General features: G+C 75.6%; 17 protein-coding genes and 1 pseudogene. 7 read left to right on the top strand and 11 right to left on the bottom strand.

Annotated elements, in window-relative coordinates; genetic code table 11:
* Positions 1-10 precede the first annotated feature (10 nt).
* Entirely contained in the window at positions 11-586 is a 576-nt protein-coding gene (locus tag ACGF0D_RS16000) for a hypothetical protein (protein ID WP_392916502.1), read from the bottom strand.
* 199 nt (positions 587-785) lie between these two features.
* Here ACGF0D_RS16000 and ACGF0D_RS15995 point away from each other — a divergent pair, with 199 nt between their 5' ends.
* Complete coding sequence (locus ACGF0D_RS15995; protein WP_392916499.1) at positions 786-1,058, top strand: hypothetical protein; 273 nt, start codon at positions 786-788, stop codon at positions 1,056-1,058.
* Positions 1,055-2,218 carry a hypothetical protein gene (locus tag ACGF0D_RS15990; RefSeq protein ID WP_392916496.1) on the top strand — a complete coding sequence of 388 codons (1,164 nt, stop codon included), beginning with the start codon at positions 1,055-1,057 and terminating at the stop codon, positions 2,216-2,218. Before ACGF0D_RS15995 ends, ACGF0D_RS15990 begins: the two co-directional genes overlap by 4 nt.
* Positions 2,219-2,266: 48 nt before the next feature.
* On the opposite strand, the gene ACGF0D_RS15985 is transcribed toward ACGF0D_RS15990, so the two are convergent.
* On the bottom strand, positions 2,267-2,473 hold the full coding sequence (locus ACGF0D_RS15985; RefSeq protein ID WP_392870763.1) for a DUF397 domain-containing protein: 207 nt from the start codon (positions 2,471-2,473) through the stop codon (positions 2,267-2,269).
* Positions 2,470-3,297, bottom strand: coding sequence for a Scr1 family TA system antitoxin-like transcriptional regulator (locus ACGF0D_RS15980; protein ID WP_392870760.1), 828 nt, complete (start codon positions 3,295-3,297; stop codon positions 2,470-2,472). The genes ACGF0D_RS15985 and ACGF0D_RS15980 overlap by 4 nt, the downstream gene beginning before the upstream one ends.
* Before the next feature lie 102 nt (positions 3,298-3,399).
* Between ACGF0D_RS15980 and ACGF0D_RS15975 the strand changes: the two genes are divergently transcribed.
* The 3 genes from ACGF0D_RS15975 to ACGF0D_RS15965 all read left to right on the top strand — a co-directional run bounded on the left by ACGF0D_RS15975 (position 3,400) and on the right by ACGF0D_RS15965 (position 4,500).
* Positions 3,400-3,753: a hypothetical protein gene (locus ACGF0D_RS15975; RefSeq protein ID WP_392916494.1), complete on the top strand. Its 354-nt coding sequence runs from the start codon at positions 3,400-3,402 to the stop codon at positions 3,751-3,753.
* Positions 3,750-3,965 (top strand): hypothetical protein, encoded by a 216-nt coding sequence (locus ACGF0D_RS15970; protein WP_392916492.1) that lies wholly within the window; start codon positions 3,750-3,752, stop codon positions 3,963-3,965. Before ACGF0D_RS15975 ends, ACGF0D_RS15970 begins: the two co-directional genes overlap by 4 nt.
* Before the next feature lie 136 nt (positions 3,966-4,101).
* Positions 4,102-4,500, top strand: a complete 399-nt coding sequence (locus ACGF0D_RS15965) for a VOC family protein (RefSeq protein WP_392916489.1) — start codon at positions 4,102-4,104, stop codon at positions 4,498-4,500.
* 1,121 nt (positions 4,501-5,621) lie between these two features.
* On the opposite strand, the pseudogene ACGF0D_RS15960 reads toward ACGF0D_RS15965, so the two are convergent.
* The 3 genes and pseudogenes from ACGF0D_RS15960 to ACGF0D_RS15950 form a co-directional block, all read right to left on the bottom strand.
* Positions 5,622-6,299, bottom strand: a pseudogene (locus ACGF0D_RS15960) (transposase); the annotation flags it as partial.
* Positions 6,300-6,349: 50 nt separating this feature from the next.
* Positions 6,350-8,239, bottom strand: a complete 1,890-nt coding sequence (locus tag ACGF0D_RS15955; RefSeq protein WP_392916486.1) for a hypothetical protein — start codon at positions 8,237-8,239, stop codon at positions 6,350-6,352.
* A 310-nt stretch (positions 8,240-8,549) separates the two neighbouring features.
* Positions 8,550-10,994 carry a BTAD domain-containing putative transcriptional regulator gene (locus ACGF0D_RS15950; protein ID WP_392916483.1) on the bottom strand — a complete coding sequence of 815 codons (2,445 nt, stop codon included), beginning with the start codon at positions 10,992-10,994 and terminating at the stop codon, positions 8,550-8,552.
* Positions 10,995-11,348: 354 nt separating this feature from the next.
* Between ACGF0D_RS15950 and ACGF0D_RS15945 the strand changes: the two genes are divergently transcribed.
* Entirely contained in the window at positions 11,349-14,393 is a 3,045-nt protein-coding gene (locus ACGF0D_RS15945; protein WP_392916480.1) for a BTAD domain-containing putative transcriptional regulator, read from the top strand.
* Here the strand turns inward: ACGF0D_RS15945 and ACGF0D_RS15940 are convergent.
* The 5 genes from ACGF0D_RS15940 to ACGF0D_RS15920 all read right to left on the bottom strand — a co-directional run bounded on the left by ACGF0D_RS15940 (position 14,330) and on the right by ACGF0D_RS15920 (position 22,385).
* The gene (locus ACGF0D_RS15940) at positions 14,330-14,920 is read right to left on the bottom strand and encodes a sigma-70 family RNA polymerase sigma factor (protein WP_392870736.1); all 591 of its coding nucleotides are present in this window, start codon (positions 14,918-14,920) and stop codon (positions 14,330-14,332) included. The genes ACGF0D_RS15945 and ACGF0D_RS15940 overlap by 64 nt on opposite strands.
* Positions 14,921-15,126: 206 nt before the next feature.
* Positions 15,127-15,618 (bottom strand): hypothetical protein, encoded by a 492-nt coding sequence (locus tag ACGF0D_RS15935; protein ID WP_392916479.1) that lies wholly within the window; start codon positions 15,616-15,618, stop codon positions 15,127-15,129.
* A gap of 155 nt (positions 15,619-15,773) precedes the next feature.
* Positions 15,774-17,024 (bottom strand): S8 family serine peptidase, encoded by a 1,251-nt coding sequence (locus tag ACGF0D_RS15930; protein ID WP_392916476.1) that lies wholly within the window; start codon positions 17,022-17,024, stop codon positions 15,774-15,776.
* Positions 17,021-20,377, bottom strand: a complete 3,357-nt coding sequence (locus tag ACGF0D_RS15925) for a right-handed parallel beta-helix repeat-containing protein (RefSeq protein WP_392916473.1) — start codon at positions 20,375-20,377, stop codon at positions 17,021-17,023. Before ACGF0D_RS15925 ends, ACGF0D_RS15930 begins: the two co-directional genes overlap by 4 nt.
* 124 nt (positions 20,378-20,501) lie before the next feature.
* Entirely contained in the window at positions 20,502-22,385 is a 1,884-nt protein-coding gene (locus ACGF0D_RS15920; protein WP_392916470.1) for a hypothetical protein, read from the bottom strand.
* 236 nt (positions 22,386-22,621) lie between these two features.
* On the opposite strand from ACGF0D_RS15920, the gene ACGF0D_RS15915 reads away from it, so the two are divergent.
* Positions 22,622-24,580 carry a hypothetical protein gene (locus tag ACGF0D_RS15915; protein WP_392916468.1) on the top strand — a complete coding sequence of 653 codons (1,959 nt, stop codon included), beginning with the start codon at positions 22,622-22,624 and terminating at the stop codon, positions 24,578-24,580.
* Positions 24,581-24,619: the final 39 nt, after the last annotated feature.

Genomic DNA, 24,619 nt, shown 5'->3' with positions numbered 1-24,619 from the left:
TCGGGGCCGGTCAGCCCCAGGGCGTGGTCGAGGCGGTCGACGTCGTCGAGGCAGTCGTGCGGGGCGCGGTGGCCGGCTGGGTCGTGCCGCCCGTGGAGGTGATCCGGCCGCCCGGGGCGGCGGGCCGCAGGAAGTCGGCCCCGTAGCCCGAGGCGGTCGTCCGCACGCCCGGGGCCGTCGAGACCGCCGGAGCGTTGTGCGCGGCGCTGGTGCGGCGTACGGCGGGGGCGCCCGGCACCGCCGAGGGGTCGTCGCCGTCCGGCTCGACCCGCTCGATCCGCAGTACCAGGTTGCGGTCCTGGCGGTCACCGGCCTGGTCGCGGTTGCGACTGTGCACGACCTGCGTCAGCACGCCCCGGATCTCCTGCCACCGGCCCTGGACGGCACGGACGTTGGGGCACCAGCCGCCCTGGTCCCGGTGCTCCAGGTCGAGTTCCCAGCGGTCCGCCTCGACGAAGTGGACGGCACCGACCTCACCGGGGATCTCCACCGCAGCGGCACCCCGGACGGTCACCACCGCCCGCTGCGGGAACCGCCCCTCCACCGCCGTCACCGTGATCCGGCTCGACCCCTGGTACCAGGCCATCGCTGTCCTCTTCCTCGTCCGTCCTTCGGGCCGGCTGCCGACCGGCCTCAGTCGGTAGCACGGACGGCACCCCCTCCCGGGTTCGACCCGCCCGCGTCCGGTCTGAACCCGGCGGGCCACGGCTTCCGTTCAGCGTGGCGAATCCCGGCCCGCACACCGCTGCGGCCGCCCGCATCCGGCCCGAACGGGAGTGACGAACGTGACCAGTACGGTGAAACGGCGGCGGACCACCCTGGTCTGCACCGCGGCGGCCCTCGGCCTCGCCGTGGCCGGAGCCCTCGCGGTACTGGCCCCACCGCCGTCGCCCAACCCCGTCCAGGCGCACCCGGTGGAGCGGACGGAACCCGCGGTGGCGTACGACCCGGCGCAGCGGCCTTCGGGCACCTCACGCAGCGGGGTCCGGGCACTGCTGCCCGGAGCGGGCGCCCCGGCCGACGCGGCCCTCCTCGCGGACGGGCAGGGCCCGCGGTGACCGAACAGCACAGCGGCTCGCCCGACACCCCACCGCCCGCCACCGGCCTGCAACTGCCGTGGGTGAACGCCGAACCGGTCGCCCCCTCGGGCCCGGGCTCCGCCGAACGGCTGCGCACCGCCCTGCGCCAGGCCAGGCAGCGCGCCGCCGGGCTCGGCACGGCCGCCCGCACCGCGGCCGCCCGCCGGATCGCCACCCGGCCGGCGCTCCGGCTCCCGGCCCGCCGCCCACTCGGACCGGGCACCCGCAGGCCCTGGGACGCCCGGCGCGTCACCATGGTGGCGGCGATGGGCTGTGGGGCGGTCCTGCTGCTGCTCGCCCCCTTCCTCAAACCCGACGCCACCCCCGGCGACCCCGCCGCCGCGACCGCACCCGACGCCAGCTCCTCACTGGGCAGCCACGGCCGGCACCGCCCCGCCCCCACCGACCCGCCCACCACGGCCGGCGTCACGCCCACGGAAACCCCCAGCCCCACGGCCACCGAGTCGACACCCCCCTCCCCGACGGCCGACCCCACCACGACACCGCCGCCCCCGGCCACCCGACCCACCACCAGCGCCGCCCCGCAGGCCGCCCCGCCCCCGGCCCCGGCCGCACCACCCGCCGCGCCCGCCCAGCCCGCACCCGCCGCACCGGCCCCGCAGCCCGCCTTCCAGGCCGTGGCCGGCTTCGGCTGCTCAGGCCCCGGCGGCCACTTCCAGGAGGTCGGGGCGTTCCGCCAGGGAACGGACGGCTGGGTGACCGTCAACAGCGGCGGCCTCACCGGCGACTCCTGCGACGGTCGCTACGAGGCGGTGCCCATGTCCGGTGACAGGAACAAGGACGACAACAGCACCTACGCCCTGTGGACCTTCGACGTCGGCGCGGCGGCCACGAGCTGCGGCGTCTCGGTGTACGTCCCCGCCTCCGGCTCCATCCAGCAGGTCGGCGGCGCGCCCGCCTACTACACGGTGGCCGGGACCGCGGGAGCCGACCTGGGCTCCTTCACCGTCGACCAGATCGGCCACCGCGGCAGCTGGGTCGAGGCAGGAACGTTCCGCCCCACCGGCGGCTCCCTGGTCATCCGCCTCCACAACCGCGGCCAGGACTGGACCGGCTCCGGCCAGCCCACCCACGCCCACATCGCCGCCGCCCCCGTACGCGTCACCTGCCGGCCGTGACCTGAAGAGGCCGCCCCGGCCGCGAAACGGCCGGGGCGGCCCGTGCAGTCACACCGCGCCGAACTCACCACTACGAACGGCGGCGACGAAGGCCGCCCAGGCCTCAGCCGGGAAGACCAGAGCCGGCCCCCCGGAATCCTTGGAGTCACGGACAGGGACAACGCGGACAGAATCGACCAAGTTGCCCGCAACCTCGACGCAATCGCCGCCGTTGCTGCTGTACGAGGATTTGAACCAACTCGGTTCGGCGATCACGGCAGTTCCTCTCTTAGCTGGCTGATCCGGGCCACAGACTCCGCCTGCGAGAGTGCGAGGGCCTGTAGCTGATAGTAGGCCGTGAGCGTAGGCCGAACCGCGTCGCTGTCCCGCTCCAAGTGCCCCTGCTGTGCAGACTCCGCGTAGGACATCAGGGATCGGTTGGCGAGAGTGAGGATGTTCACCGGAAGGTCGAACGGCCTTGCTTCGCCTATGGCGTACGGAGCCACCTGGAGCACCGTGTGCGGCATCCTGGCGAACTCCACCAGGTGATCCAGTTGAGCGGCCATCACTTCAGCCCCGCCTACCGGACGCCGGATACAGCTCTCGTCCAACACCGCATGAATCACCGGTGAGGGTTCGCGGCGGAGGTTTGCCTGTCGCCGAGCCAAGTACGCCACCCTCTCGTCGGCCTGCTGCTGAGTGATGTTGTCCCGTTCAACGGCAGCCGTCGCGATGGCTCGTGCATAGGCCATGGTCTGGAGCAAGCCCGGCACGATGCCGAGCGTGAACAACCGCACCTCGGTGGCCTTTGACTCCTGCGCGACATAGTCGGGGAAGCCTTCGAGAATCGCCGAGTCCTTGTAATCGAGCGCCTTCCGCGCAAAGACCCGGTCCAACCCAAATGCCTTGTCAAGTTCGCGTGCAAGGCGAGCGGTTGGGGGGCGCCGACCAGTTTCCACGGCTGACACATGCGTTGGCGAATAACCAATCGCAAGTGCCACGTCGTCCTGGGTCCAGCCTCGCTCCTCGCGCAAGCCTCGAAGAAAGATGCCGAACTTCGCCGAAGGGCCAGAGTCGGGGCTCAGCTCAACCTTGTTCACAGGCACCTCTCCAAGCACGTCTGACAGGTTGAAGGGATCCCAAGCCTAGAGGACAGTTGGCGCTCACGGTAGCCGTTTCACTACGGAGAGGAGCGGGCGTTGATGTCGCGCCGGAACCAAGTCGAGGTCGCCCCCAAGGACACCGAGCGCTTCACGGTGGTGATCTACCTCGCCAAGACGAGTGTCGCGTTCCCCGAGTTGGAGATGCGGAGCTGTGAGGACTACGCGCTCGCCTTCGGATGGCAGGTCTCCCTGACCATCGTGGACGACGATTTGGAGAAGTGCCCGGAGCAGCGCCCCCTCCTCCGGGCCGCGCTGCAGACCATCAAGGACAAGAGCGCCGGTGCGATCCTGATCGCGTCCCAGGCGACCGTCTCCCCCATCGACGGCGAGTACCGCGAGTTCGCCAGGCAGGTCGAGAGGGCCGGCGGCTTCGTCCAGGTGACCCGCCGATGAGCACCGAACCGACGCCCCGACAGGAGCGCTACGAAATCCACCTGATCGACGCCAAGAGCCCGCACTTCCGTCTGCTGGAGTGCTGGGCCCTCTGGGACCGCGACCGGCACCAGCACGTTCATGTGCCGGGTTCCTCGGAGCGGATCATGCGCTTCTACACCCAGGCCGCCGCCGAGGCGTTCCTCCGCTACGCGCCCGATGACGCGTTCTGAACGGCCCGAGGGCACCCGGTCTCGGGCCCGTCCCGCGACGCGCGGGGCGGGGCCGCTCCATTCGTCCCCTTCTGCGCGCCAACCTGCCGCTATATACCCCGAGTCGAGCACCGGTGCCCCTTGCTACGGTGGCCAGATGGCATCGGTCAGGAACTTCCAGGTCACCATCGACTGCACGGACCCCGTGCGCCTCGCCCACTTCTGGGCCGAGGTGTTGGGGTACGTCGCGTCGCCTCCGCCGGAGGAGTCCGAGGAGCCGGTGAACTGGTTCGCCTGTACCGATCCGTCAGGTGTCGGCCCGCGAGTGCTCTTTCAGCGCGTTCCCGAGGGCAAGGTCGTGAAGAACCGGGTCCACCTCGACGTCCGGGTGGGCACCGGGCTCGTGGGCGAGGAGCGGCTCGCCGCGCTCGAATCCGAGTGCGCCCGGCTGGTCGCCCTCGGCGCGGTGCGCGGCACCCTGCTGCTGGCCGACGGCCAGAACGAGTCGTGCCAGGGGATGCAGGACATCGAGGGCAACGAGTTCTGCCTCGACTGAGCAGCACCCCTGCCGGTTTCGGCCCCGTCCTGCGATCCGCGGGACGGGGCCGTTCGATGTTGCCGGTCCTCCAGCGATCATGGCCGACATGAGCGACCGGTTCGAGAAGGACAGTAGTGATTCCCCGCCGAGGTGGGCCGAGGAGGTGAGCCTTCGGACCGTGGACCCGGACGGCGTCCTTCGGCCCGTCGTCATTCGCCTCGGTCCGCCGGCCGCCACCGTCGTCGCGCTGCTCGACGACGGCTCGCCGACCGAGATCAGCGGGACCGACTACCTTGACTGCCTCACCCGGATTCGCCGCCGACTGGAACAGGACGGCCGGCTGCTGTGCTGCCAGGGGGCCCGTCCCGGTGTCCACGCTTCCGGGCAGCTGCGCCAGTTCACCAGCGGGCGGAGGCGTACGTCCACGATCCGAACGCCAGGGGCGCGGCCCTCACGACCGTCGACGTCTTCGATCCGGCACGGCCCGAGGAGGTCGTGAGTCTCGACGAGCAGCGCGCGGCCTTCTTCCGCCTCTGGAAACTTCCCAATCCCGGTGTCAAGCAGGTCTAGGCCCTGTTGGGCCGATCTCGGAGTGTGGGATCATGCCATCCATGACTTGCATCCGAAGGGGCCGTGCCGCGTAGAACACCAGCTGCGCTTCGGCCGCGTGCACGCGACTGGGGAAGGCCTTGGGTGCGGTATCGCGATGTCCCAGGTCTTTCGGGAGCGGCGAACGCCGCAGTCCGTGTGCTTGAGCGGGAGCGGTTGTCTCCGGGCATCGTGTCGGTGGCGCTGAGCGTGTGGTCCGTACGCGTCTACGGCACCCAGCGCCGGTGGAGGCAGTGGGAGGCCGAGTTCACCTGCCCGTGCTGTGGTGCGGGGTGGGCTCGCGACATGCTGGAAGCGGCTCTGTTCATGCTTCCGCCACGAGCTGCTGGCGAGCTCCGGGTGCAGACGGATCGCCTGGACGCGGTGCTTCTCGGACGAACGCATCATGAGCCGACGTCAGACTCAGAGTTGGCGTGGTGGCATCGCAGGTGCTGACGGGACCGTGGCGTTCGAGCAAGATCACTCGCCAAGACGAGCGGGATCAACAAGCTGTTGCTGAACGGGGGAGGCATGGCTTGGAAGGGCAATTTGTCCCGGATCATGGCCCACAGAACGTTCGTCCGACGTCGGGCGAGAGCGAGTACGGCCTGCTTGTGTCCCTTCCCTTCACCGCGCTTTCGGTCGTAGAACGCCTTCGACACTGGGCAGAAGAAGACGGCCACCTGCGCGGACAGGTAGAGGGAGCGTTGGAGGCCCCGGTGGTAGCGCCGGGGCCGGCGGAGGTTGCCGCTGACGCTGCCGGAGCCCCAGGGGACCGGCGCGAGGCCGGCGAAGCCGGCCAGTCGGTCGGCGCTGCCGAAAGCACTCAGGTCGCCGCCGGTCGCGGCGATGAACTCGGCGCCGAGGGTGGGGCCCATGCCGGGCAGGCTCAGGATCACCTCGGCGTCCTGGTGCTGGCGGAAGCGGGCCTCGATCCGGGCGTCCAGCTCGGCGACCTCCGCGTTGTGGGCCTCCACGATCTTCGCCAGCCTGGCCACGAGCTCGGCCGCCAGCGCCTCGCCGGGCAGGGAGGTCAGCGGGGCCTTGGCGGCTTCGACGGCCCTGTGCGCGAGCGCGGCGGCGCCCCGGATCTTGCGGTCCCTCAGCCAGGTCTCCAGCCGCTTGGCGCCCAGCCGGCGGATGGCGGCCGGTGTCTGGTACTCGGTCAGCAGGGCCACGGGGCCCTTCTTGGTGAGGTCCAGGGCCCGTTCCAGGGCGGGGAGGCGTCCCCGGTATCGGCGGCCCCGTCCTGCGGATCGCAGGACGGGGCCGCCGTGTCCTACTGCGACTCCTCCGTGGTGCGGCGGCGACGGCCGCCGACCATGCCGAAGCCGCCGCCGATCAGCAGCAGCGCGCCGGCTCCGGCGACGATCACGCTGGTGGCGCTGCCGCCGCCGGTGGAGGCGAGGGGCTGGCCGTGGGCGTCCGTGCTGGGGGTGGGGGTGGCCGCGGGTGCGGCGGCCACGGCTGCGGCCGCGGGGGTGGTCGGTGCTGCGGTGGGGCTCGCCGCCGGTGCCGCGGTGTCGGCGGGCGACGCGGGGGCCGTGTCCGCCGTGGTGGGGGTGGTCGCCGGTGCCGGGGCCTGGGTGGTGGGGGTCGCCACCGGTGCCGGGGTGCGGGTCTGGGGCGGGGCCGACGTCGGGGCCTGGGTCGGCTGTTGGGTCGGCTGCTGGGTGGGGCGCGACGTGGTCGGCTGGCCGGTCGGCGCCGAGGTCCCGGTCGCGGCCGGAGTGGTCGCGGTCGCCGTGACCACCGGGGCGGCCGTCGGGGAGCAGTCCGCCGTGGGGGTCTGGGTGCCGGTGGCGGCCGGGGTCGTGGGCTTGGGGGTCTTGGTCTTCGACTTGGTGGGTGACGGGTGCTCGGTGGGGTCGGCGGGCTGGGCGGTGGTGACCTTCGGCGCCGGGCTGTCGTCGCCGGAGTCGTCCGAGTCGTCGGAGCCGTCCGCCGGTGCCGTGCCCGTCGCGTGCTTGGCCTCCACCGCCGTCTGGCGCCGGCTCTCCGAGGCGCTCGCCTCAGGCGAGGCGGGCGTGCGCGTCTCGGCGTCGCGCCGCGTGCTGGCCGACGGCGAGGCGGTGGCCGTGGCCGTGGCCACGACGGTGGCCGTGGGCACCGGGCTCGGGCACTGCGCGGCGCCGTCCGAGGGCTTGGAGTCGAGGTGGTACCCGGCCACGATCCTGGTGAACTCGTACGGGCTCTGCTGGATCCCGCCGCACTTGGACGCGGCGTCCTTGGAGAACGCCCCGCCGCAGGCGCGGTCCCGGTTGACGGCCCAGAAGGTGAAGCGGGCGAGGTGGTGGGCGGCCGCGAAGTCCCGCATGGCCTGGAAGTCCGCCGGGGAGACGACCTCGTCCGGGGAGTCGCTGTGCCCGTTGATGGAGGACAGCCCCGCGTGCCGCCAGGCGGTGTCCTGGTCGTAGCCGTAGGCCTTGACGAGGGTCTGCTGGAGCCCGGTGAGGGCGGCCTTGGTGGCGTCGACCATGGTGCCGTTGTGGCGGTCGAAGTCGAAGGGCATGACCACCCAGCCGTCCACCTCCAGACCGGCCTTGGCGGCCTTGGCGATGAGGTCGGTGCCGTCGGCGTCGGGGCCGTTCTCCTCGGCACTGAAGGTGACGTAGACCTTCAGGCCCGGGTTCTTGGTCTTGACGGTCTTGAGCGCGTCGACGACCCGCTGCCGGGATTCGGCGCCGGTCAGCTCGGTGCTCTCGATGTCGACGTCGATCGCCTTCAGCTGGTAGGCGTCGATCACCTTCTGGTAGGCCGCGGCGAGTTGGGCCGCGTCGGCGCACTTCTCGCCGAGCTTGGCGCCGTCCCAGCCGCCGAAGGAGGCGACCACGTCGCCGCCGGCGGCGCGGATGGCGCGGATCTTCGTCTCCTCGTCGCTGCCGGTCAGCGCGCGTTTGCCGTCCCAGGCGGGCTCGCAGCCGCCCTCGCCCGCGAGCAGGAAGGCCAGGGTGAACTGCCGGATGCCGGTGGCCTTCATCACCTCGACGGGGTCCTGGGCGTCGCCCGAGTCGCCCCAGCCCAGGTACTCGTAGACGGCGTTGAGGCCGACCGGGTCGGTGGCGGCGGCCGGGGCGTCGTTCTGGGCGACGATCAGGACACCGCCGGCCGCGAGCGCGGTGGCGGCGGCGGCGATCCGCCGACGGCGGCTGAGCCGGTGTTTGGACATGGCAGGGATCTCCTGGGCTGGGAAGCGGACGGGGCCGAGAGCGGACGGGGCCGGCCCCGCCGCCGTTGCCCCGGTCCCGCCCGGGGCCGCGGGTGCGGGGCCGGTTCGAGGCGCCCCCGCGTACGGCGGCGGGTGCACGGCCCCTGGGCCCCAAGGGTCACCGCCTCGTGCAGGGGGTCCTCGGCGAGGGACACGGAATGGCACCCCCGCCCGGTTCACCGCGGCGTCGACCGGTCCGGCGTCCCGTCAACTGCCGGGCGCCCTGCAGCTCTGGGCCCCCTACGGAGACCAGGGACAAGGGCGGCGCGGCTCACGCGTCCGCCGCGATCCCCTGCCTGGGTATGCCCGGCCGCCCGGTCCGGGCGTCGGCGGCCGTTCCCTGCCGGGGGACGCCCGGGCGCGGCTCCGCGGGGGCGCCGTGCACCAGTTCCTCCAGCAGCCGGTCCAGGGGGTCCGCCGTCACGGGCTCGGCGGCCGGCGGTTCCCCTGCCGCGGGCTCTGCCGCGGCACGGTCGGCGGCCTCGCCCGAGGCCTCGTTCCGGAAGCCTTCGAGGGTCCGGCTCAGCCGGTCCACCAGCCGGGCCCGCCCGGAGTCCGCGGCCCGCTCGACGTCCACGGCCGGTTCGACGTCCACGGACTGCCCGGACTGCCCCGAGAGCCCCGAGAGCCCGGAGAGCCCGAGCCGCCCCGCCGACCCGGAGTGCGCCCCCTGCTCGGGGACGGTCGGCTCGGGCACCTGACGGACCAGTTCGTCGACGAGTCGGCGGGCCAGCTCCAGTGCCTGCCCGGCGGTCTCCAGCGCGCGGGCGGAGACGCCCTGCACCGGGACGGCGACCGTCACGCAGTCCAGGGCCGCGCCCGCCGCCCGCACCACGTGGTCGAGCAGCCGCCGGGTGGCGGCCATCCGTTCCGGGCAGGGCAGTTCGGCGGCCAGTTCGACGGCGTAGAGGCGGGCGAGGCGATCGACCTGGAAGAGCCCCGGCAGGGCCTCCAGGACGAGGTGCGCCGCGTCCAGCTCGGCGAGCAGTTCGCGGGCCCGGGCGGGCGAGGCGCCGGTCAGCGCCGCGGCGTCGCCGCTGTCGAGGGTCTCGCCGGGGTGCAGTCCGGACAGGGCGAACAGGCGCCGGGCGTCCTCGGGCAGGACGCGGACGCTGCGGCCGAGGGCCGTCGCCATGCCGAGCGCACCGCCGGTGGCGAGTGCGGCGAGGCCGGTGTGCCGGTCCGACATCTCCTCGGCCAGGTCGTTCAGCGACCAGGCGGGCCGGGAGGCCAGCCGGGCGCCGGCGACCCGGAGGGCCAGCGGCAGCCGGTCGCACAGGGCGGCGAGCCGCCGGGCGGCGCACGGCTCGGCCGCGACGCGCTGCGGTCCGGCGACCCGGGCGAGGAGGTCGACGGCCTCGTCCTCCGGCAGGCCGGCGAGGGGCAGCGGGATGGCGGCCTCGCGCACCACCAGGTCGGTCAGCCGGGAGCGGCTGGTGACGACGACCACCGGCTCGGGCGCCGCGGGCAGCAGCGGCTCGACCTGTTCGGCGGAGCGCGCGCCGTCGAGGACGAGCAGCAGCCTGCGCCCCTCCGTCAGGGTGTGGAAGAGCTCGGCGGCCCGGGAGGTGTCCTCGGGCACCTCCTCGGCCGGGACGCCCAGCGAGCCGAGCAGGGTGGCGAGCGCCTCGGCGGGGGTGAGCGGCTCCTCCTCGCCGAAGCCCCGCAGGTTCAGGTGGATCCGGCCGTCGGGGAAGCGGTCGGCGTGGGCGTGCGCCCAGTGCAGGACCAGGCTGCTCTTTCCGGCTCCGGCGACCCCGGTGACCAGCACCGGCCGGCCCTCGGCGCGCAGCGTCGCCTCGTCCAGCTGCCGCAGTTCCGCGGCGCGGCCGACCAGGCCGACGCCCAGCCGCGGCAGCGCGCCACCGCGCGGCAGGGCGCCGTGCCGCGGACCGCCGTACGGCGGTGCGCCGTGCCGCAGTGCGCCGGCCAAGACCGTGCCGGCGCCGCCAGTGCCGCCGGTGCCGCCAGTGCCGCCGGTGTCGTCGGCGCCGCCGGCCACCGCGTCCAGGGCTTCGCCCGCCTCGCGCAGCGGCCGGCCCGGGGTACGGCCGTGGGCGGCGAGCCGGGCCAGGGCCCGCTGGTGGGCGAGCCGGGCGTCGGCGGTGCGGCCGGCCTGGTGGAGGCAGCGGGTCAGCAGGGCGGCGGCCTCCTCCCGCAGCGGGTCGGCGGTGACGGCGGCCTGTAGGTCGGTGAGGGCTTCAGCGCCGCGGCCCGCGGTCAGCAGTCGCCCGGCGAGGGCTTCGGCGGCGCGGATCCGCGCGGTGTCGAGCCGTCGGCCGGTGGTCTCGGTGAGGGTGCGCGAGCCGCAGTCCGTCAGCGCCGGTCCGTCCCACAGGTCGAGGGCCTCGCGCAGCAGTCCGATGGCGCGCTCGGCGTCGGCGGCCTCCTCGGCGGCGGCCGTCAGGCGTTCGAAGTGGGTGGCGTCGACCGACTCGGGCTCGCCGACCAGGACGTAGCCCTGGGGCCGGGTCAGCAGGCTGAGGCCTTCGCCGAGTCCGCGCCGGACGGCGGAGACGTGGCCCTGGAGCGCGGCCCGGGCGGTCGGCGGCGGTGCGCCGTCCCACACCGTGTCGAGCAGCCGGTCGACGGCCACGGGGTGGTTCAACTCGCTCGCGAGCAGGGCGAGTACGGCCCGGCGGCGGGCGCCGGCCACGACGACCGGGCGCCCTTGTTCGCAGCGGACTTCGACTCGGCCGAGCAGCCGGACGCGCACACTCTCTCCTGACCGCCTGAGGACTGGGTGGGGCGGGACGGGCTGGCCGGAACCAGACGGACTGGGTGGGACTGGCCGAGGATATGAAGGTGTTCGATCTTCGTCCAAGCCCCCGGAGGGAATGGTAAGGAAACCCAACTAGCATGCCGCGCTTCGGTATTGACTACCGGAACCACCGGTGGGCAATACCCAAGCTTCGTGCGGAGTTCACCCACTGCTCATCATGGACACGGCATCCCCGCGACCCGGAAGGCCTCCGGACACCTCTAGTGACGCGCGTAGAATTACCGTATGTAAGGAATGATTAAATAGCCGCTCGGCGAAACCGCCGGTCGTCGAACCCATGGGGAGCACATGCGCATCCGGCTGCTCGGGCCCACCGAACTCAGGGCCGCCGACGGCCGGACGATCCCCGTGTCGGGGGCCAAGCGCCGGGGCGTACTGGCCCTGCTGGCCCTGGAGTTCGGCCGCGTCGTGCGCGTCGAACGCTTCTACGACCTGCTCTGGGACGAGACCCCGCCCGCCCAGGCCAAGGCCGTGGTCCAGGGTCACGTCGCCGCGCTGCGCAAGCACGTGAACGGCACCTCCCTCACCCTGGAGACCCAGGCCTCCGGCTACCTCCTCAACGGCGACCCGGAGGCGGTCGACGTCCACCGCTTCCGCGCGCTCACCGCCCGGGCCGGCGAGGAGCCGGACGGCGCGACGGCGGCCGCCCTGTTCGGCGAGGCCCTCCGCCTCTGGGAGGGCGACGCGCTCGCCGACCTGCCCGACACCGAACTGCGGCGCGACCTGGCGGACCGGCTGGACCGCGCCCACGAGCAGGCCGTGCACGACTGGGCCGAACGGCTGCTGCGCATCGGTCAGGGCAGCGCCGCCCTCCCGGTGCTCGAACAGCTGCTGCACACCGAATGGCTCCAGGAGCCGACCGCCGCCCTGCTGGTCCGCTGCCTGCACCAGGCCGGGCGCCCGGCCGAGGCCCTGCGGCTCTACCACCGGGCGCGCAGCGGGCTCGCCGCCGAACTCGGCCTGCGTCCCGGCCCGGCGCTGCAGGCCGCCCTGGCCACGGTGCTCGCCGACGAACGCGCCACGGCGGGCCCCGGCCGCGCCACGGAGCCCGGCCGCGTCCCCGAGCAGGGCCGCACCCCCGAGCACGGCCACGCCCCGGACCGCCTGGAGCCCACCCGCCGCCAGGACCGGCCACCGGCCCCGCCCGCCCCGGCCGTCAGCGCCGACACCGACACCGACACGGACACCCCCACCGCCGCCCGCCCCGCCGTGAGCCCGCTGCCCCGCCGCACGCCCGGATTCGTCGGCCGGGCCGCCGAGTTGGACTGGCTCGACCAGGCCTGCGGCACCGAACGCCCCGACCACGCGCTGGCCGTGGTGGTGGGCGCGGCCGGCGCCGGCAAGACCGCCACCGTGGTGCGCTGGGCCCACACCGCCGCCACAGGCTTCCGCGACGGCCACCTCCACCACGACCTGCGGGGCTTCGACCCGGCCTGCCCCAGCGACCCGGCCGAGGTGCTGGGCCGCTTCCTGCGGGCGCTCGGGCTGGCCGAGGCCGAGATCCCCGAGGACCGCGTCCGGCGCGGCGCGCTCTACCGGGCGCTCACCGCCGACCGCGAGCTGCTGGTGCTGCTCGACAACGTGCGCAGCGCCGCCGACGTCACCGAACTGCTGCCCGCCGGGCCGCGCAGCGCGACGGTGGTGACCAGCCGCAACACCCTGGAGGACCTGGTCGTCTCCGAGGGGGCGGCCCTGCTGCGGCTGGAGGCGCTGCCCGAGACCGACGCGCTCGACCTGCTCGGCCAGGTCCTCGGCGAGCGGCGGCTCGCCGAGGAGCCGGCCGCCGCCCGCCGGCTGGCCGAGCTGTGCGACCACCTGCCGCTCGCGCTGCGGATCGCCGCGGCCCGGCTGGCCGCCCAACCGGCCTGGACCGTCGGCCACCTGGTCGCCGAGGTCGAGGACGAGCGCACCCGGCTGCCGGCCCTGGACGCCCACGGCGGTGTGAGCGTGCGCTCGGCGCTCAACCTGACGCTGCGCCTGCTGCCGCCGGCCGCGGTCCGGCTGGTCGCCCTGCTGGCCGTGGCGCCCGGGCCGGAGATCGACGTACCGACCGCGGCCGCGCTGCTCGCCGCGCCGCCGGGCGAGGCCCGCCGGGCGCTCGGCACCCTGACCGCCCATCACCTGCTCACCGAGACGGCCCCGGGCCGCTACGGCCGCCACGACCTGATCCGGCTCTACGGCCGGGAGCTGCTGGACGCCGATCCGCCGGCGAACCGGCACCGGGCGCTGGTCCGGCTGCTCGACTACTACCTGGCCGCCGCCATGGCCGGTGCCTGCCTGCTCCAGCCGCACCTGACCGAGTTCGAGCGGCCGGTCGGGTTCCCGCCGCCGGTGCTGCCCGACCTGCCGGACGTGCGCTCGGCCCTGGAGTGGTTCCGCGCCGAGGAGCCCGCCGTCCGCGCGCTGGTGGCCGCCGCCACCGGGGCCGGCGAGGACGAACGGGCCTGGCAGCTGGCCTTCCTCGCCAACTGCCTCTACTTCGGGTCGGGCCGGCTCACCGACCGGCTCGACTGCCTGCGGCACGGGCTGTCCGCGGCCACCCTGACCGGGGACCCGGTGGCGACGGCCCTGCTGGAGGCCGCCACCGCGCGGGCGCTCAGCGGCAAGCGGCGCCCGGCGGAGGCGCTGGTCCTCGCCCGCCGGGCGCACGACCGCACCCGCGACCACGACGGGGCCGCGCAGATCTACACCATGGGCGTGCTGGTGGTGGCGCTCGCCGACCACGGCGACCTGGCCGACGCCCGGCGGCTCTCGGAGGCGACCGTGCGCCGGATGGGCGAGCTGGGCCTGGACCAGGCCGGCGCCACGGTGCTGAGCAACGCGGCGACCCTGGCGAACCTCGGCGGCGACGGGCGGACGGCGCTGCGCCACGCCCGCGAGGCCCGTCGGCTGCTGGCCCCGCACCCGCACGCCACCTTCCACCTGCTCGCCCTCGTCGAGGAGGCGCAGGCGCTGCGGCTGCTCGGCCTGGTCGAGGAGTCGGAGCAGGCCTGGAGGGAGGCGGCGGCCCGCTGCCGGGCCAGTGCGGCCCGCCACCTGGAGGCGGCCGTCGAACAGCGCTGCGCCGACTTCCTGCTGTCCACCGGACGGCCGGCCGAGGCGGCGGCGCGGCTGCGCACGGCCGTGGCGCTGTACGGGGAGCTCGGCGACACCGGGAGCGTCGCCGAGCTCGGGGCGCGGGTCCGCGTGATCGAGGCGGAGCTGCCGCCGCGGGACGGGCCCGACGGGGAACTCCCGCCCCGGAGCGCGCCCGAGGGGGAGTTCCCGGCTCAGACCGCGACCGGGAGGATCCCCCGGGCCGCCAGGATCGGCCGCAGCGCCCGCACCGCGTAGAAGTTGCGGGACTTCACCGTCCCCACCGGCACGCCGAACGCCGACGCCACCTCGGCCGTCGAACGGCCGTTCAGGTGCAGTTCCACCAGCACGTCGCGGTGGTGCGGCTGCAGCTCCGCCATGGCCGTCGCCAGGTCGCGGGCCGCGATCACGTCCTCGTACGGGTCGTGGGTCCCGGCGTACTCCTCGACGGAGCCGGTCCCGACCTCGCGGGCCCGCGCGGAGGCGGTCCTGAAGTGGTCGATGGCGATCCGCCGGGCCACCGTGAACAGCCACGGGCGGCTCTCCTCGACGCCGCGTTCGATCGCGGCCGGGTTCTGCCAGGCCCGCAGGAAGGTCTCCTGCAGGATGTCCTCGGCCTTGCCCCGGTCACCGCTGGTGACCCGGAGCATGGCGCGCAGCAGGCCCGGCCCGTGCACGCGGTACAGCTCCGCCAGGGTGTCCTGGTCCAGGGTCGGGCGGCCCTGGACGGGGTGTTCGGCGCGCTGCTGGGCGCCTTCGGGTGAAGCGGCGGCATCCTCGGCCACGGCGCTGTCCTTCGCTCCGGTACGACGGCATCGGCGGGCAGCCGCGGGGACTTCTTCGTGGTGGGCCCCGGTGCCCCGCCCTGACGGGAGAACCGTCCCAGCCGCCGCCAACGTCCGCCCAACGGCCGCGGCGGCTCCCGCGTTGGCGGTCGTTGGTACCCGTTGGGTCCCGTTGGGTCCCGTTGGCGTCGGAGAGCGCCGGTGGTTCAGACCCGGGCCGCGAGTGCCGCGGTGAGCCGCTCGACGCCCTCCTCGCCGAACCGCAGCACCAGGATCGCGACCCACTCGGCCAGTTCGGCGCGCTCCCGCTCGGACCAGGTCGGGGCCGAGGGGTGCTCGTCGACCACCAGGACGCGGGCCAGCACCAGGTGGTCGGCGCCGGGCGTCGGCCGGGCCCCGGCCAGTCCGCGCAGGGCCAGCCGCCGGGCGGTGGCGACGACCTCCCGGGCGGCGGCCTCGGGGACGACCCACGCGGCCGGGAGGGCCGCGGCGGGGCGCTGGGCGCCGGTGGACGGGACGGCCGCCGGCTCGGCCTCGTCGGCCAGCCAGGAGGCGATCAGCCGACGGGCCGTCGCCTCGTCGTCCCGCCCCTGCCCGTCCTGTCCGTCCTGCCCGTGCCCGCCTCGTCCGTACCCGTCCCGACCGTCCGTCATGGCCCAGAGTCTCTCACCATCGCGGTCCACCAGCGTGGTTGCCATCGGAGTCCACCTCACCCGTCCGCCCGGGTCCTGGACCCGGGCCGCTCACCTGTCGTGTGGTTGAACGGAAAACGTGCTCGCAGATGTTCAACCCGGCGACACATTCCCTTACGGGACGTCCTGCGGGCCGGGCGGCGTACGCCCGCGGCGGGCCGTCAGCCGGCGGCGCGGCCCGCCCGGCGGTGGCCGAGCCGCGCGGTCAGGCCGCCGAAGGCCACCAGCAGGACCACGCCGGTGCTGCCGCCCGCCACCGCGAGGGCCCGCCAGGCCCTGGAGCGGTCCGGCCCCGGATCGACCCGCACCGGGGAGCCGGGGTCGGCCGCCCGGGCGCCGGCGGGCCAGGAGGCGGTGACGGCGGCGACCGGGTCGACCACCCCGTACCCCACCGCGGCGTCCGGCAGCCGGGTGCCGGGGTGGTAGGCGGTCGCCTCCAGGCGCCGGGTCAGCTGCTCCGGGGTCAGCTCGGGCCGCAGTGCCAGCACCAGGGCCGCCGCACCGGCCACGTGGGCGGTGGCGCAGCCGGGGCCGGAGGCGGTGAACAGGCCGCCGCCGGGCCCGGTGGCGGTCACGCCCTCGCCCGGGGCGGCCAGGTCGACGCGCCCCTCCAGGCCGCCGCCGGACGGGCCGTTCGGGCCGGTGGAGGCCACCGCGAGCACCCCCGGGTAGGAGGCGGGGAACACCGGCGAGCTGGTGCTGCGGCCGTCCGGGGCCGCGGGGGCGACGACCAGGGCGCCGTGCGCCGCCGCGTACTTGACCGCCTCGCCGAGGGCGTCGCCGGGCCCCGGGACGGGCACCTCGACGGCGATCACCCGGGCGCCCTTGTCGACGGCGGCGCGGATCCCGCCGCCCAGCAGGTCGGGGGTGGTGGCGCCGGCGTCGTCGGTGACCGCGACCGCCAGGACGCGGGCCTCGGGGGCGAGGCCGGAGGGGCCCGTGTCGGCGGTGCGGCGGCCCGCCACCAGGGCGGCGGCGAAGGTGCCGTAGCCGACGCAGTCGCGGCCCGCGTCGCCGGTGCCGTAGAGCCGGGGCCCGAGCTGCAGCCGCCCGGCCAGGGCGGGCAGCGCCGCGTCCACCCCTGAGCCGACCACCGCGACCGTGACGCCGGCGCCCCGGCTGAGCGGCCAGGCGTCCTCCGGGCGCAGCGCGGCCTGGGCCCAGCCGGCCGTGTCGGCTGGGCGCTCGGAGGGCTTCAGGCAGCCGTTCTTCTGGACGTCCTGGCGGGTCTGGGCGAGCAGCGGCGGCGGCTCCGCAGCGGGCGCCGCCGGGGCGCCTGGCACCGGGGCAGCGGCCGGCGGGGCACCGGGTGCCGGGGCGCCGGGCGCCGGTGTGGCCGCCCCGGCGGGCGGGGCGGCGCAGGCCAGCAGCGCGCCGGCCAGCGCGGCCCCCGCCCAGCGACGCCCGGTCATACCGCGCTGCCCGACCGCGCCGGGGCGAGGTCCTGCGGCAGGAGCAGGCTGAGCTCGGCCAGGTCGGAGACGTCGAGCCGGCTGAGCCGGCCGGCCTGCCGGGTGATCATGCCCTCCAGGGTCTGCCGGGCGGTGCGGCCGTTGCCGAAGGTGCGGTCACGGGGCATCCCGGCGAAGGCCGCGCCGAGGGCGTCGACGGTCTCCGGGGCGAGGACGTAGCCGGCCTTCTCGGCGTGCAGCCCGACGATGGTGACCAGTTCCTCGTCCGTGTAGTGCTCGAACTCGACCTGCCGGGAGAAGCGCGAGGCCAGGCCCGGGTTGGAGGCGAGGAAACCGCGCATCTCCTCCTCGTAGCCGGCCACGATCACCACCACCTCGTCGCGGTGGTCCTCCATCAGCTTCATCAGGGTGTCCACGGCCTCCTGGCCGAAGTCGTTGCCGGCGCCGCCCCGGGGGGTGAGGGTGTACGCCTCGTCGACGAAGAGCACGCCGCCGCGGGCCCGCTCGAAGGCCTCCTTGGTGAGCTGCGCGGTGTGGCCGACGTACCGGCCGACCAGGTCGGCGCGGGCGGTCTCGACCAGCTGGCCGCCGGGCAGCACGCCCAGTTCGGCCAGCAGCCGCCCGTACAGCCGGGCGACGGTGGTCTTGCCGGTGCCGGGCGGGCCGGCGAAGACCAGGTGGTGGCTGATGGCGGCGGTCGGCAGCCCGGCCTCCTCGCGGCGGCGCACCTGGGTGATCAGGTTGACGAGGTCCTCGACCTGCTCCTTGGCGGCGGGCAGGCCGACCATGGCACGCAGCTCGTCCAGGATGACGGCGCTGTCCGCGGCAGCCCGCGGCCCGGCGGCCTCCTGCCCGGTGTCCTCGGCGACCAGCACCGCGAGGTCGGCGTCGGTGATCTCGGGCAGCCGGGCCAGCCGGGTGGCCTGACGGTCCACCATCTCCTCGAAGACCTTGCGGGCGGCGCGGCCGTTGCCGAAGTCGGCGCCCTTGGGCATCCGGTCGAACAGCTCGGTGAGCGCCTCCCGGGTGCCGTCGGCCAGCTCGTAGCCGTGGCCGACGGCGGCCCGCTCGACGATGGTGACCAGTTCGTCGACCTCGTAGTTGGCGAACTCGACGGTCCGGCTGAACCGGGAGGCCAGACCGGGGTTGGAGGCCAGGAAGTCGGTCATCTCGGCGGAGTAGCCGGCCACGATGACGACGATGTCGTCGCGGTGGTCCTCCATCAGCTTGACCAGGGTGTCGATCGCCTCACGGCCGAAGTCCGGGCCGCTGCCGCCGGAGCCGGCGGAGAGGGTGTAGGCCTCGTCGACGAAGAGGACGCCGCCGAGCGCCTCGGTGAACACCTCGGTGGTCTTGATCGCGGTGCCGCCGATGATCGAGGCGACCAGGTCGGCCCGGGCCACCTCGGTCAGGTGGCCGCTGCGCAGCACCCCGAGTTCGGCCAGGATGCTGCCGTAGAGCCGGGCGACGGTGGTCTTGCCGGTGCCGGGCGGCCCGGCGAAGATCAGGTGGCGGCTCATCGGCAGGGCGGGCATGCCGGCCAGTTCGCGGCGCCGGGCCAGCTTGTTGAGGTTGACCAGGGTGGCGACCTGCTCCTTGACGGCGGTGAGGCCGACCAGCGACCCCAGCACCTCCAGCGGCCCCTGCACCGCGGGCTCGGCCGGTGCGGGGTGCTCGGCGGGCTCGCCGGGCTCGCCCGGCCGGGCCGCGGCGGCGCCCGTGGACGGGGCTCCGGCGTCGGCGCTCGCCGAGCCGTGGGCGTCGGGGCTGTGGTTCTCCGCGCTGTGCAGGTTCTCCACCGAGAGCCGGGTGCTGGGGACGGTCTGGCGCAGGCCGGAGCCGCGGTTGCCGGTGACGGTGCAGCCGGTGACCCGCACCGCGTCGGCGGAGTCCACGCGGATCCCGTCGCCGGTGTTGTCCAGCGCCTCCAGCTGGGTCAGGACGGCGCGGGCGCCGGCGCCGATTCGGGCCCCGTGCCGGCGGTTGCCGCGCGCCCGCACCCGGGTGCAGGTCAGGTCGCCGCCGTCGTCGACGGCCACGCCGTCCGCGGCGGAGTCGACCACCTCGCAGTCCCGCAGTACGGCCACCCCGGCCTCGGCGACGTGGATGCCGGAGCCCTGGGCGTCCCGTACGGTGGTGCCGCCGACGAAGGTGTTGGCGCCGTCCGCGATCAGGACGCCGGCCCGGCCCGCGGCCAGCACCTCGGAGTTCTCCAGCCTCCCCCGGCCGTCCCGGACCACCTCCACGCCGTTGCCCCGGGCGTCGGTGACGACGGCCCGGCGCAGCAGCGGGTTGGCGCCCTCGCCGATCCGCACCCCGGCGCCGCCGACGTCGCGGACCTCCAGCCGGTCGAGCTCGGGGGTGGCCTCCCCCGTCAGCTCGACCCCGGTGTCGCCGCAGTCGCGCACGGCCAGCCTGGTCATCACCGGGCCGGCGGAGTCCTCGACCCGCACGCCGACCGTCTCGGCGCCGCTGACCTCGCACTCCTCGAAGGTGCCGCGCGAGCGCGCGGTGACGTGGATGCCGTGGCCGCGGGTACGGACGGTGCGGCAGCGGCGCAGCAGCGGGTCGGTGCCGCCGCCCAGCACGATGCCGTGGCCGGCGGTGGCGGTGAAGGTGCAGTCCTCCAGCGTCACCCGGGAGGCGGAGCTGATGTAGGCGCCGACGGGGGCGTCCCGGACGGCGGTGCGCAGCACCCGGGTGGTGCTGTGCTCCTCCAGGGCGATCGCGGGCTTGTCGGTGGTGGAGATCTCGCAGCCCTCGACGGTGCCCCTGGCCTCGCCGTTGGCGCACACGCCGTTGCCCCGGGCGTCGCGCATCACGCAGTTGCGCACGACCGGGTTGGCGCTCTCGCCGATCACCAGGGCGGAGGTGCCGAGGTGCTCGATGACGCAGTCCTCGATGACGCTGGCGCCGGTGGAGGTCTCCACGATGCCGGCGCCGGCGGAGTTGACGACGCGGCAGCCGCGCATCGCCAGCGCCCCCTGCTGGCGGGTCAGCACGGCCGTCCAGGAGTTGCCGACCACCTCGCAGTCCTGAAGGGCGGCCTGGCCGCGGGGGACGTCCACGGCGGGCAGCTCCTCGTCCTGTCCGTGCAGGACGAGGCCGGTGAGCTGGACGGCCTCGGCGACCACCTGGACCACGCAGCCGCGCCGCGGGGTGATCTTCACCGTGCCACGGGCCTCCTCGGCGGCGATGGTGACCATCTTGGTGATCACCAGGTTCTCCTCGTACCGCCCGGGGCGCACGGAGATCACCGCCCCGCTGCGGGCCGCCTCCAGGGCCTCGCCGATGGTGCGGTAGCTGCCGCCCACCCGCTGGTCCTGGCACACCGTCAACACGTGGCGCGACATGGCTCGGGTTCTTCCCTTTCGTTCTGCTGGTCTGTCACTCGGTGCCCGGTCCGCTCGGCGGCGGTCCGCTCGGGCCCGTCCGCTCGGCGGCGGTGCGCTCGGGGCCCGTCCGCCGCGGGGCGGGTCATCCGGTGCAGTCGGCCTTGACGGTCGAGGCGGCCAGGTGGGCACCGGCCGTGCTGCCCCAGTCGATGCCCCGGGTGTGGAGCACGACCGCGATCCGGCCGCCGCTCACCGGGAAGGTGCCGGCGCTCACCCACCGGCCGAGGTTCTGCGGCTGGTTGACCGAGAACGAGCCGAGGGTGGCGCCGCCGTCGCCCTGCTGCACGGTGTAGTAGGCGGGGACGCCGCCGACCGCCTTCAGGTCGCCGTTGTTCGGGATGTAGACGGACAGCCGACAGCTGCCGGCGGAGACCTGGCCGGTGCTGAACGTCCACACCACCGAGTTCTCGTCGTCCTTGTTGCGGTCCCCGGACATCGGCACCGAGGTGAACTGGCCGCCGCAGCCACCGCCGCCGTCGGAACGGGTGACCCAGTCCTTGGAGCCGGAGGACCGGCCCTTCTCCGCGTAGCCCGTACCGGCCGAGGAGCAGCCGGGGCCGGCCACCGCGGAGTAGGACGGCGGGGCCGGCGGGGCCACCACCGCGGGCGGCTTCGGCTGGGGAGCCCCCGGCTGGGCCGGGGCGGGCGCCGGGGCAGGGGCACCGGGCTGCGCCGGGGCCTGCGGCGCGCCGCCGGCGACGGGCAGGGCGGCGGCCGCCCCCGCACCGGAGCGGGCGACGGGCGCCTGGCCGGCGGGCTGGGCGGCGGGCGCCGCACCGGCCTGGGCGGGGGCCACGAGCGGCTGGTCGGGCGTGCCGGGGGCGGGCGCGCCCGCGGCCGGAAGACCGGCGGCGGCCGGGTCGGCCGGCGCCCCGGCGGGAACCTCGGTGGGGGCGGCACCGGCCGACGGCGTCCCGGCGGGACTCTCGGCCGACGGGACGGCGGCGTCCGGCTCCGGCACCCCCGCGTCGGGTCGGCTCGTCCCGGGGGCGCCGAGCGACTCGACCGGATCGGCCCCGCCGTCTCCCCGGCCGAGCACCAGCGGCAGGCTCATCAGCACCACGCCCACGGCGGCGGCCGCGACCGCCGGGCGGGGCAGGCCGCGCAGGCGGCCGCCGCGCTCCTCGGCGGCGGGCTCGGCCGGCCCGGCCGTGTCGACGGCCTCGGGACCGGGCGCGGCGGCGGCGCCGACGGGGACGGCCGAGGCCAGGGTGCGCGCCGCACGGGCGGGGGCCTGGACGAAGGCCCGCCGCAGCGCGTTCAGCCGGGCGGCGCCGACGGCCCCGGTGCGGCCCGCCGGCTGCTCGGTCTCCGCCGTGGCCTCGGGGGCACCGGGCGCGGACGACGGGGCGGGCGACGGCTCGGGCTTGGGCGCGGGCGCGGCCTCGGGCTTGGGGGTGCCGGGCCGGGACGCCGCCCCGGCGGCGGGCCGGGGCGCGGCGGGGGACTGGGGTGCGGCAGCGGGCTGCGGTGCGACGGTGGACTGCGGTGCGACGGTGGACTGCGGTGCGACGGTGGACTGCGGTGCGACGGTGGACTGCGCGAAACGCGGCCGCGCGGTGGCGGCGGGGCCGCCCGCCGGGGCGGCGGGTGCGGCGGTGGGCGCCGGACCGAATCCCGCCGCGCCGAACCCGGTGGCCCCGCCGACCGCGGCGGAGGCGGCGGGCGTCGTGGGCGCGGTGGGAGCGGCGGGGGCAGCACCGGCGGGCTCGGGCTCGGCGCCCTCGGCGGCCCCGACCGCGGACGGCGCGGACGGCGCGGACGGGAAGCGGCTGCGCCCCGCCGGCGCCACCGGCCCCGGCCCCGCCGGCCCGGGCACGGCAGCGGGCGCCGCGGCCGCAACGGGCGCCGCAACGGCGGCGGGCTCCGCCACGGCCGCCTCGTCGCCCTCCTCCATCAGCCAGGCGACCGCCGGCAGCTGGTACCCGGCCGATCCGCCGCCGTTCACGTTCTGGCCCGTGCCCACCACAGCTCCCTGGGTTCCGTTGAGGTTTCCGCTTCCACCGGGTGTCCGACGGGACTCCACCGAATCCACCCGCACACAGCACGGACGCCGCGCGCCCAGGGTTCACCGCCCCGGCCGATTCCTTCGGACGGCGGGCACCCGCCACCGTGCTCCCGGGCTCCTCGGAGGTGAACCGCCGGGCCGGGCCGGGGCGTTCACACTGTCGACCTTTTTCAGGTCCCGACCGAGGAGAGCCCATGCCCCAACACCGCGCCCGTCGGCGCACCGCCCTGCGAGCCGCCGTCGCCGTGTCCGCGCTGGCCGGACTCGGCGCCGCCTGGGCGGCACCGGCGGCCCTCGCCGCCGACCCGCGGCCCAACCCCGGCAAGGCCGCCCCCGACGCGACGGACTGGCTGAAGCTCGCCGGCGGGCGCCTGGTGTACGGCCAGGACGCGCAGGGCAACCGGATCCCCGACTTCAGCTACGCCGGCTACCGCAACGGCACCCAGCCGCTGCCGACCGCCAAGGTCGCCGTCACCCTGGACCCGGCCCCGAACGGCGACGACAGCGACCGCATCCAGCAGGCCCTCGACAAGGTCGCCGCCCTGCCGCAGGGCCAGGACGGGCTGCGCGGGGCCGTCCTGCTGACCGCCGGGACGTACCGGGTGGGCAAGCCGCTGCGGATCAAGGCCTCCGGGGTCGTGCTGCGCGGCGCGGGCAGCGGCACGGGCGGCACCAGGCTGGTGGCCTCCGGCCAGCCGCGCCCGCTGGTGGAGCTGTCCGGCGAGGGCGCGCCGCAGAAGAGCGGCGCCGAGCACGCCGTCACCGACGCCTACGTCCCGGTGGGCGCGACCACGCTGACCCTCGACTCGGCCGCCGGGCTGAAGGTCGGGCAGAGCATCGTGGTCCAGCGGCCGCAGGAGGACGCCTGGATCAAGGCGATCGGCATGGACCGCATCCCCGACCGCGACAACGGCACCGCCTCGAAGCCCTGGACCCCCAACGACGGCCTGCAGTTCCAGCGCACCGTCACCGCGGTCGACGGCAACCGGATCACCCTGGACATCCCGCTGACCAACGCCCTGGAGAAGGAGTACACCCACGCCAAGGTGTGGGCGTACGACTTCCCCGGCCGGATCGGCCAGGTCGGCGTCGAGGGCTTCAGCGCCGACGGTTCGGCCTTCGTCCAGACCCCGGGGTACGACGAACACGGCTACTCCGCCTCCCGGTTCGTCCACTTCGCGGCCGTCCAGGACGCCTGGGCCCGGGACATCGCCGCCGACGGCTTCGGCGCGGGCATCGGCTCGATCGGTTCCACCGCCTCCCGGGTCACCGTCACCGACACCTCCGCGACGGGCATGGAGAAGGCGATCCCCCAGCGCGCGCCCTTCGCCCAGCCCGGCGCCTACAGCATCGACGGGCAGCAGAGCCTGGTGGTCAACTGCAAGGTGAGCGGCAGCAATCTGCACGCCTGGCTGACCGGCCCCCGGGTGGCCGGGCCGAACGTGTTCTCGCACTGCACCTCGGACAACGTCGGCGGCTTCCGCCTGGACGCCGGCCCGCACCAGCGCTGGGCCACCGGCACCCTGTACGACAACATCACCATGCTCCACTCGCGGGGCCCCAACGACGACCTCGCCCTGACCAACCGCGGCAACGCGGGCTCCGGGCAGGGCTGGGCCGGCGCCAACCAGGTCATGTGGAACGCCAACGTCGGCTACTACGGCGTGGAGAACCCGCCCACGGCGCACAACTGGGCGTTCGGCACCCGCGGCACCCCGGTGGAGGGCCGGCAGAGCGGCGTCCTGGTCTCCACCGGCACCCCGGTGCAGCCCGAGAGCCTGTACGCCCAGCAGCTCGCGGAGCGCGGCGGCGCGGCCCCCGCCCCCAAGCCGGCGCCGACCTCGGCCCCGGCCACCACCCCGGCGGCGGCCCCGAGCGGCAGCCCGACGGCCAGGCCGACCTCCGGCACCACCCCCGGCCCGACCACCGCCCCGGCGACCACCCCCGGCGGCACCGCCACGCCGTCCGCCGGCGGCAGCAGCACCTCGGCGGCCGCCGTCGTGGCCGCCGCCCAGCCGCCCGGCAGCAGCCTGGCCGCGACCGGCTCCGGCGACCTCTCCACCGCGCTGACCGTCGCCGGCGGCGCGCTGCTCGCGGGCGGCCTCGCGGTCGGCATGGCCCGCGAGCGCCGCCGCGGCCGGCACACCGGCTGACCCCGGCACGGCACGGCCGACGGCCCCCGGGCGGTGGAT

This window comes from Kitasatospora sp. NPDC048298, assembly GCF_043201465.1.
In the GTDB taxonomy this organism is placed as follows: Bacteria; Actinomycetota; Actinomycetes; order Streptomycetales; family Streptomycetaceae; genus Kitasatospora.
This window is presented reverse-complemented; position numbering and strand designations above follow the sequence as displayed.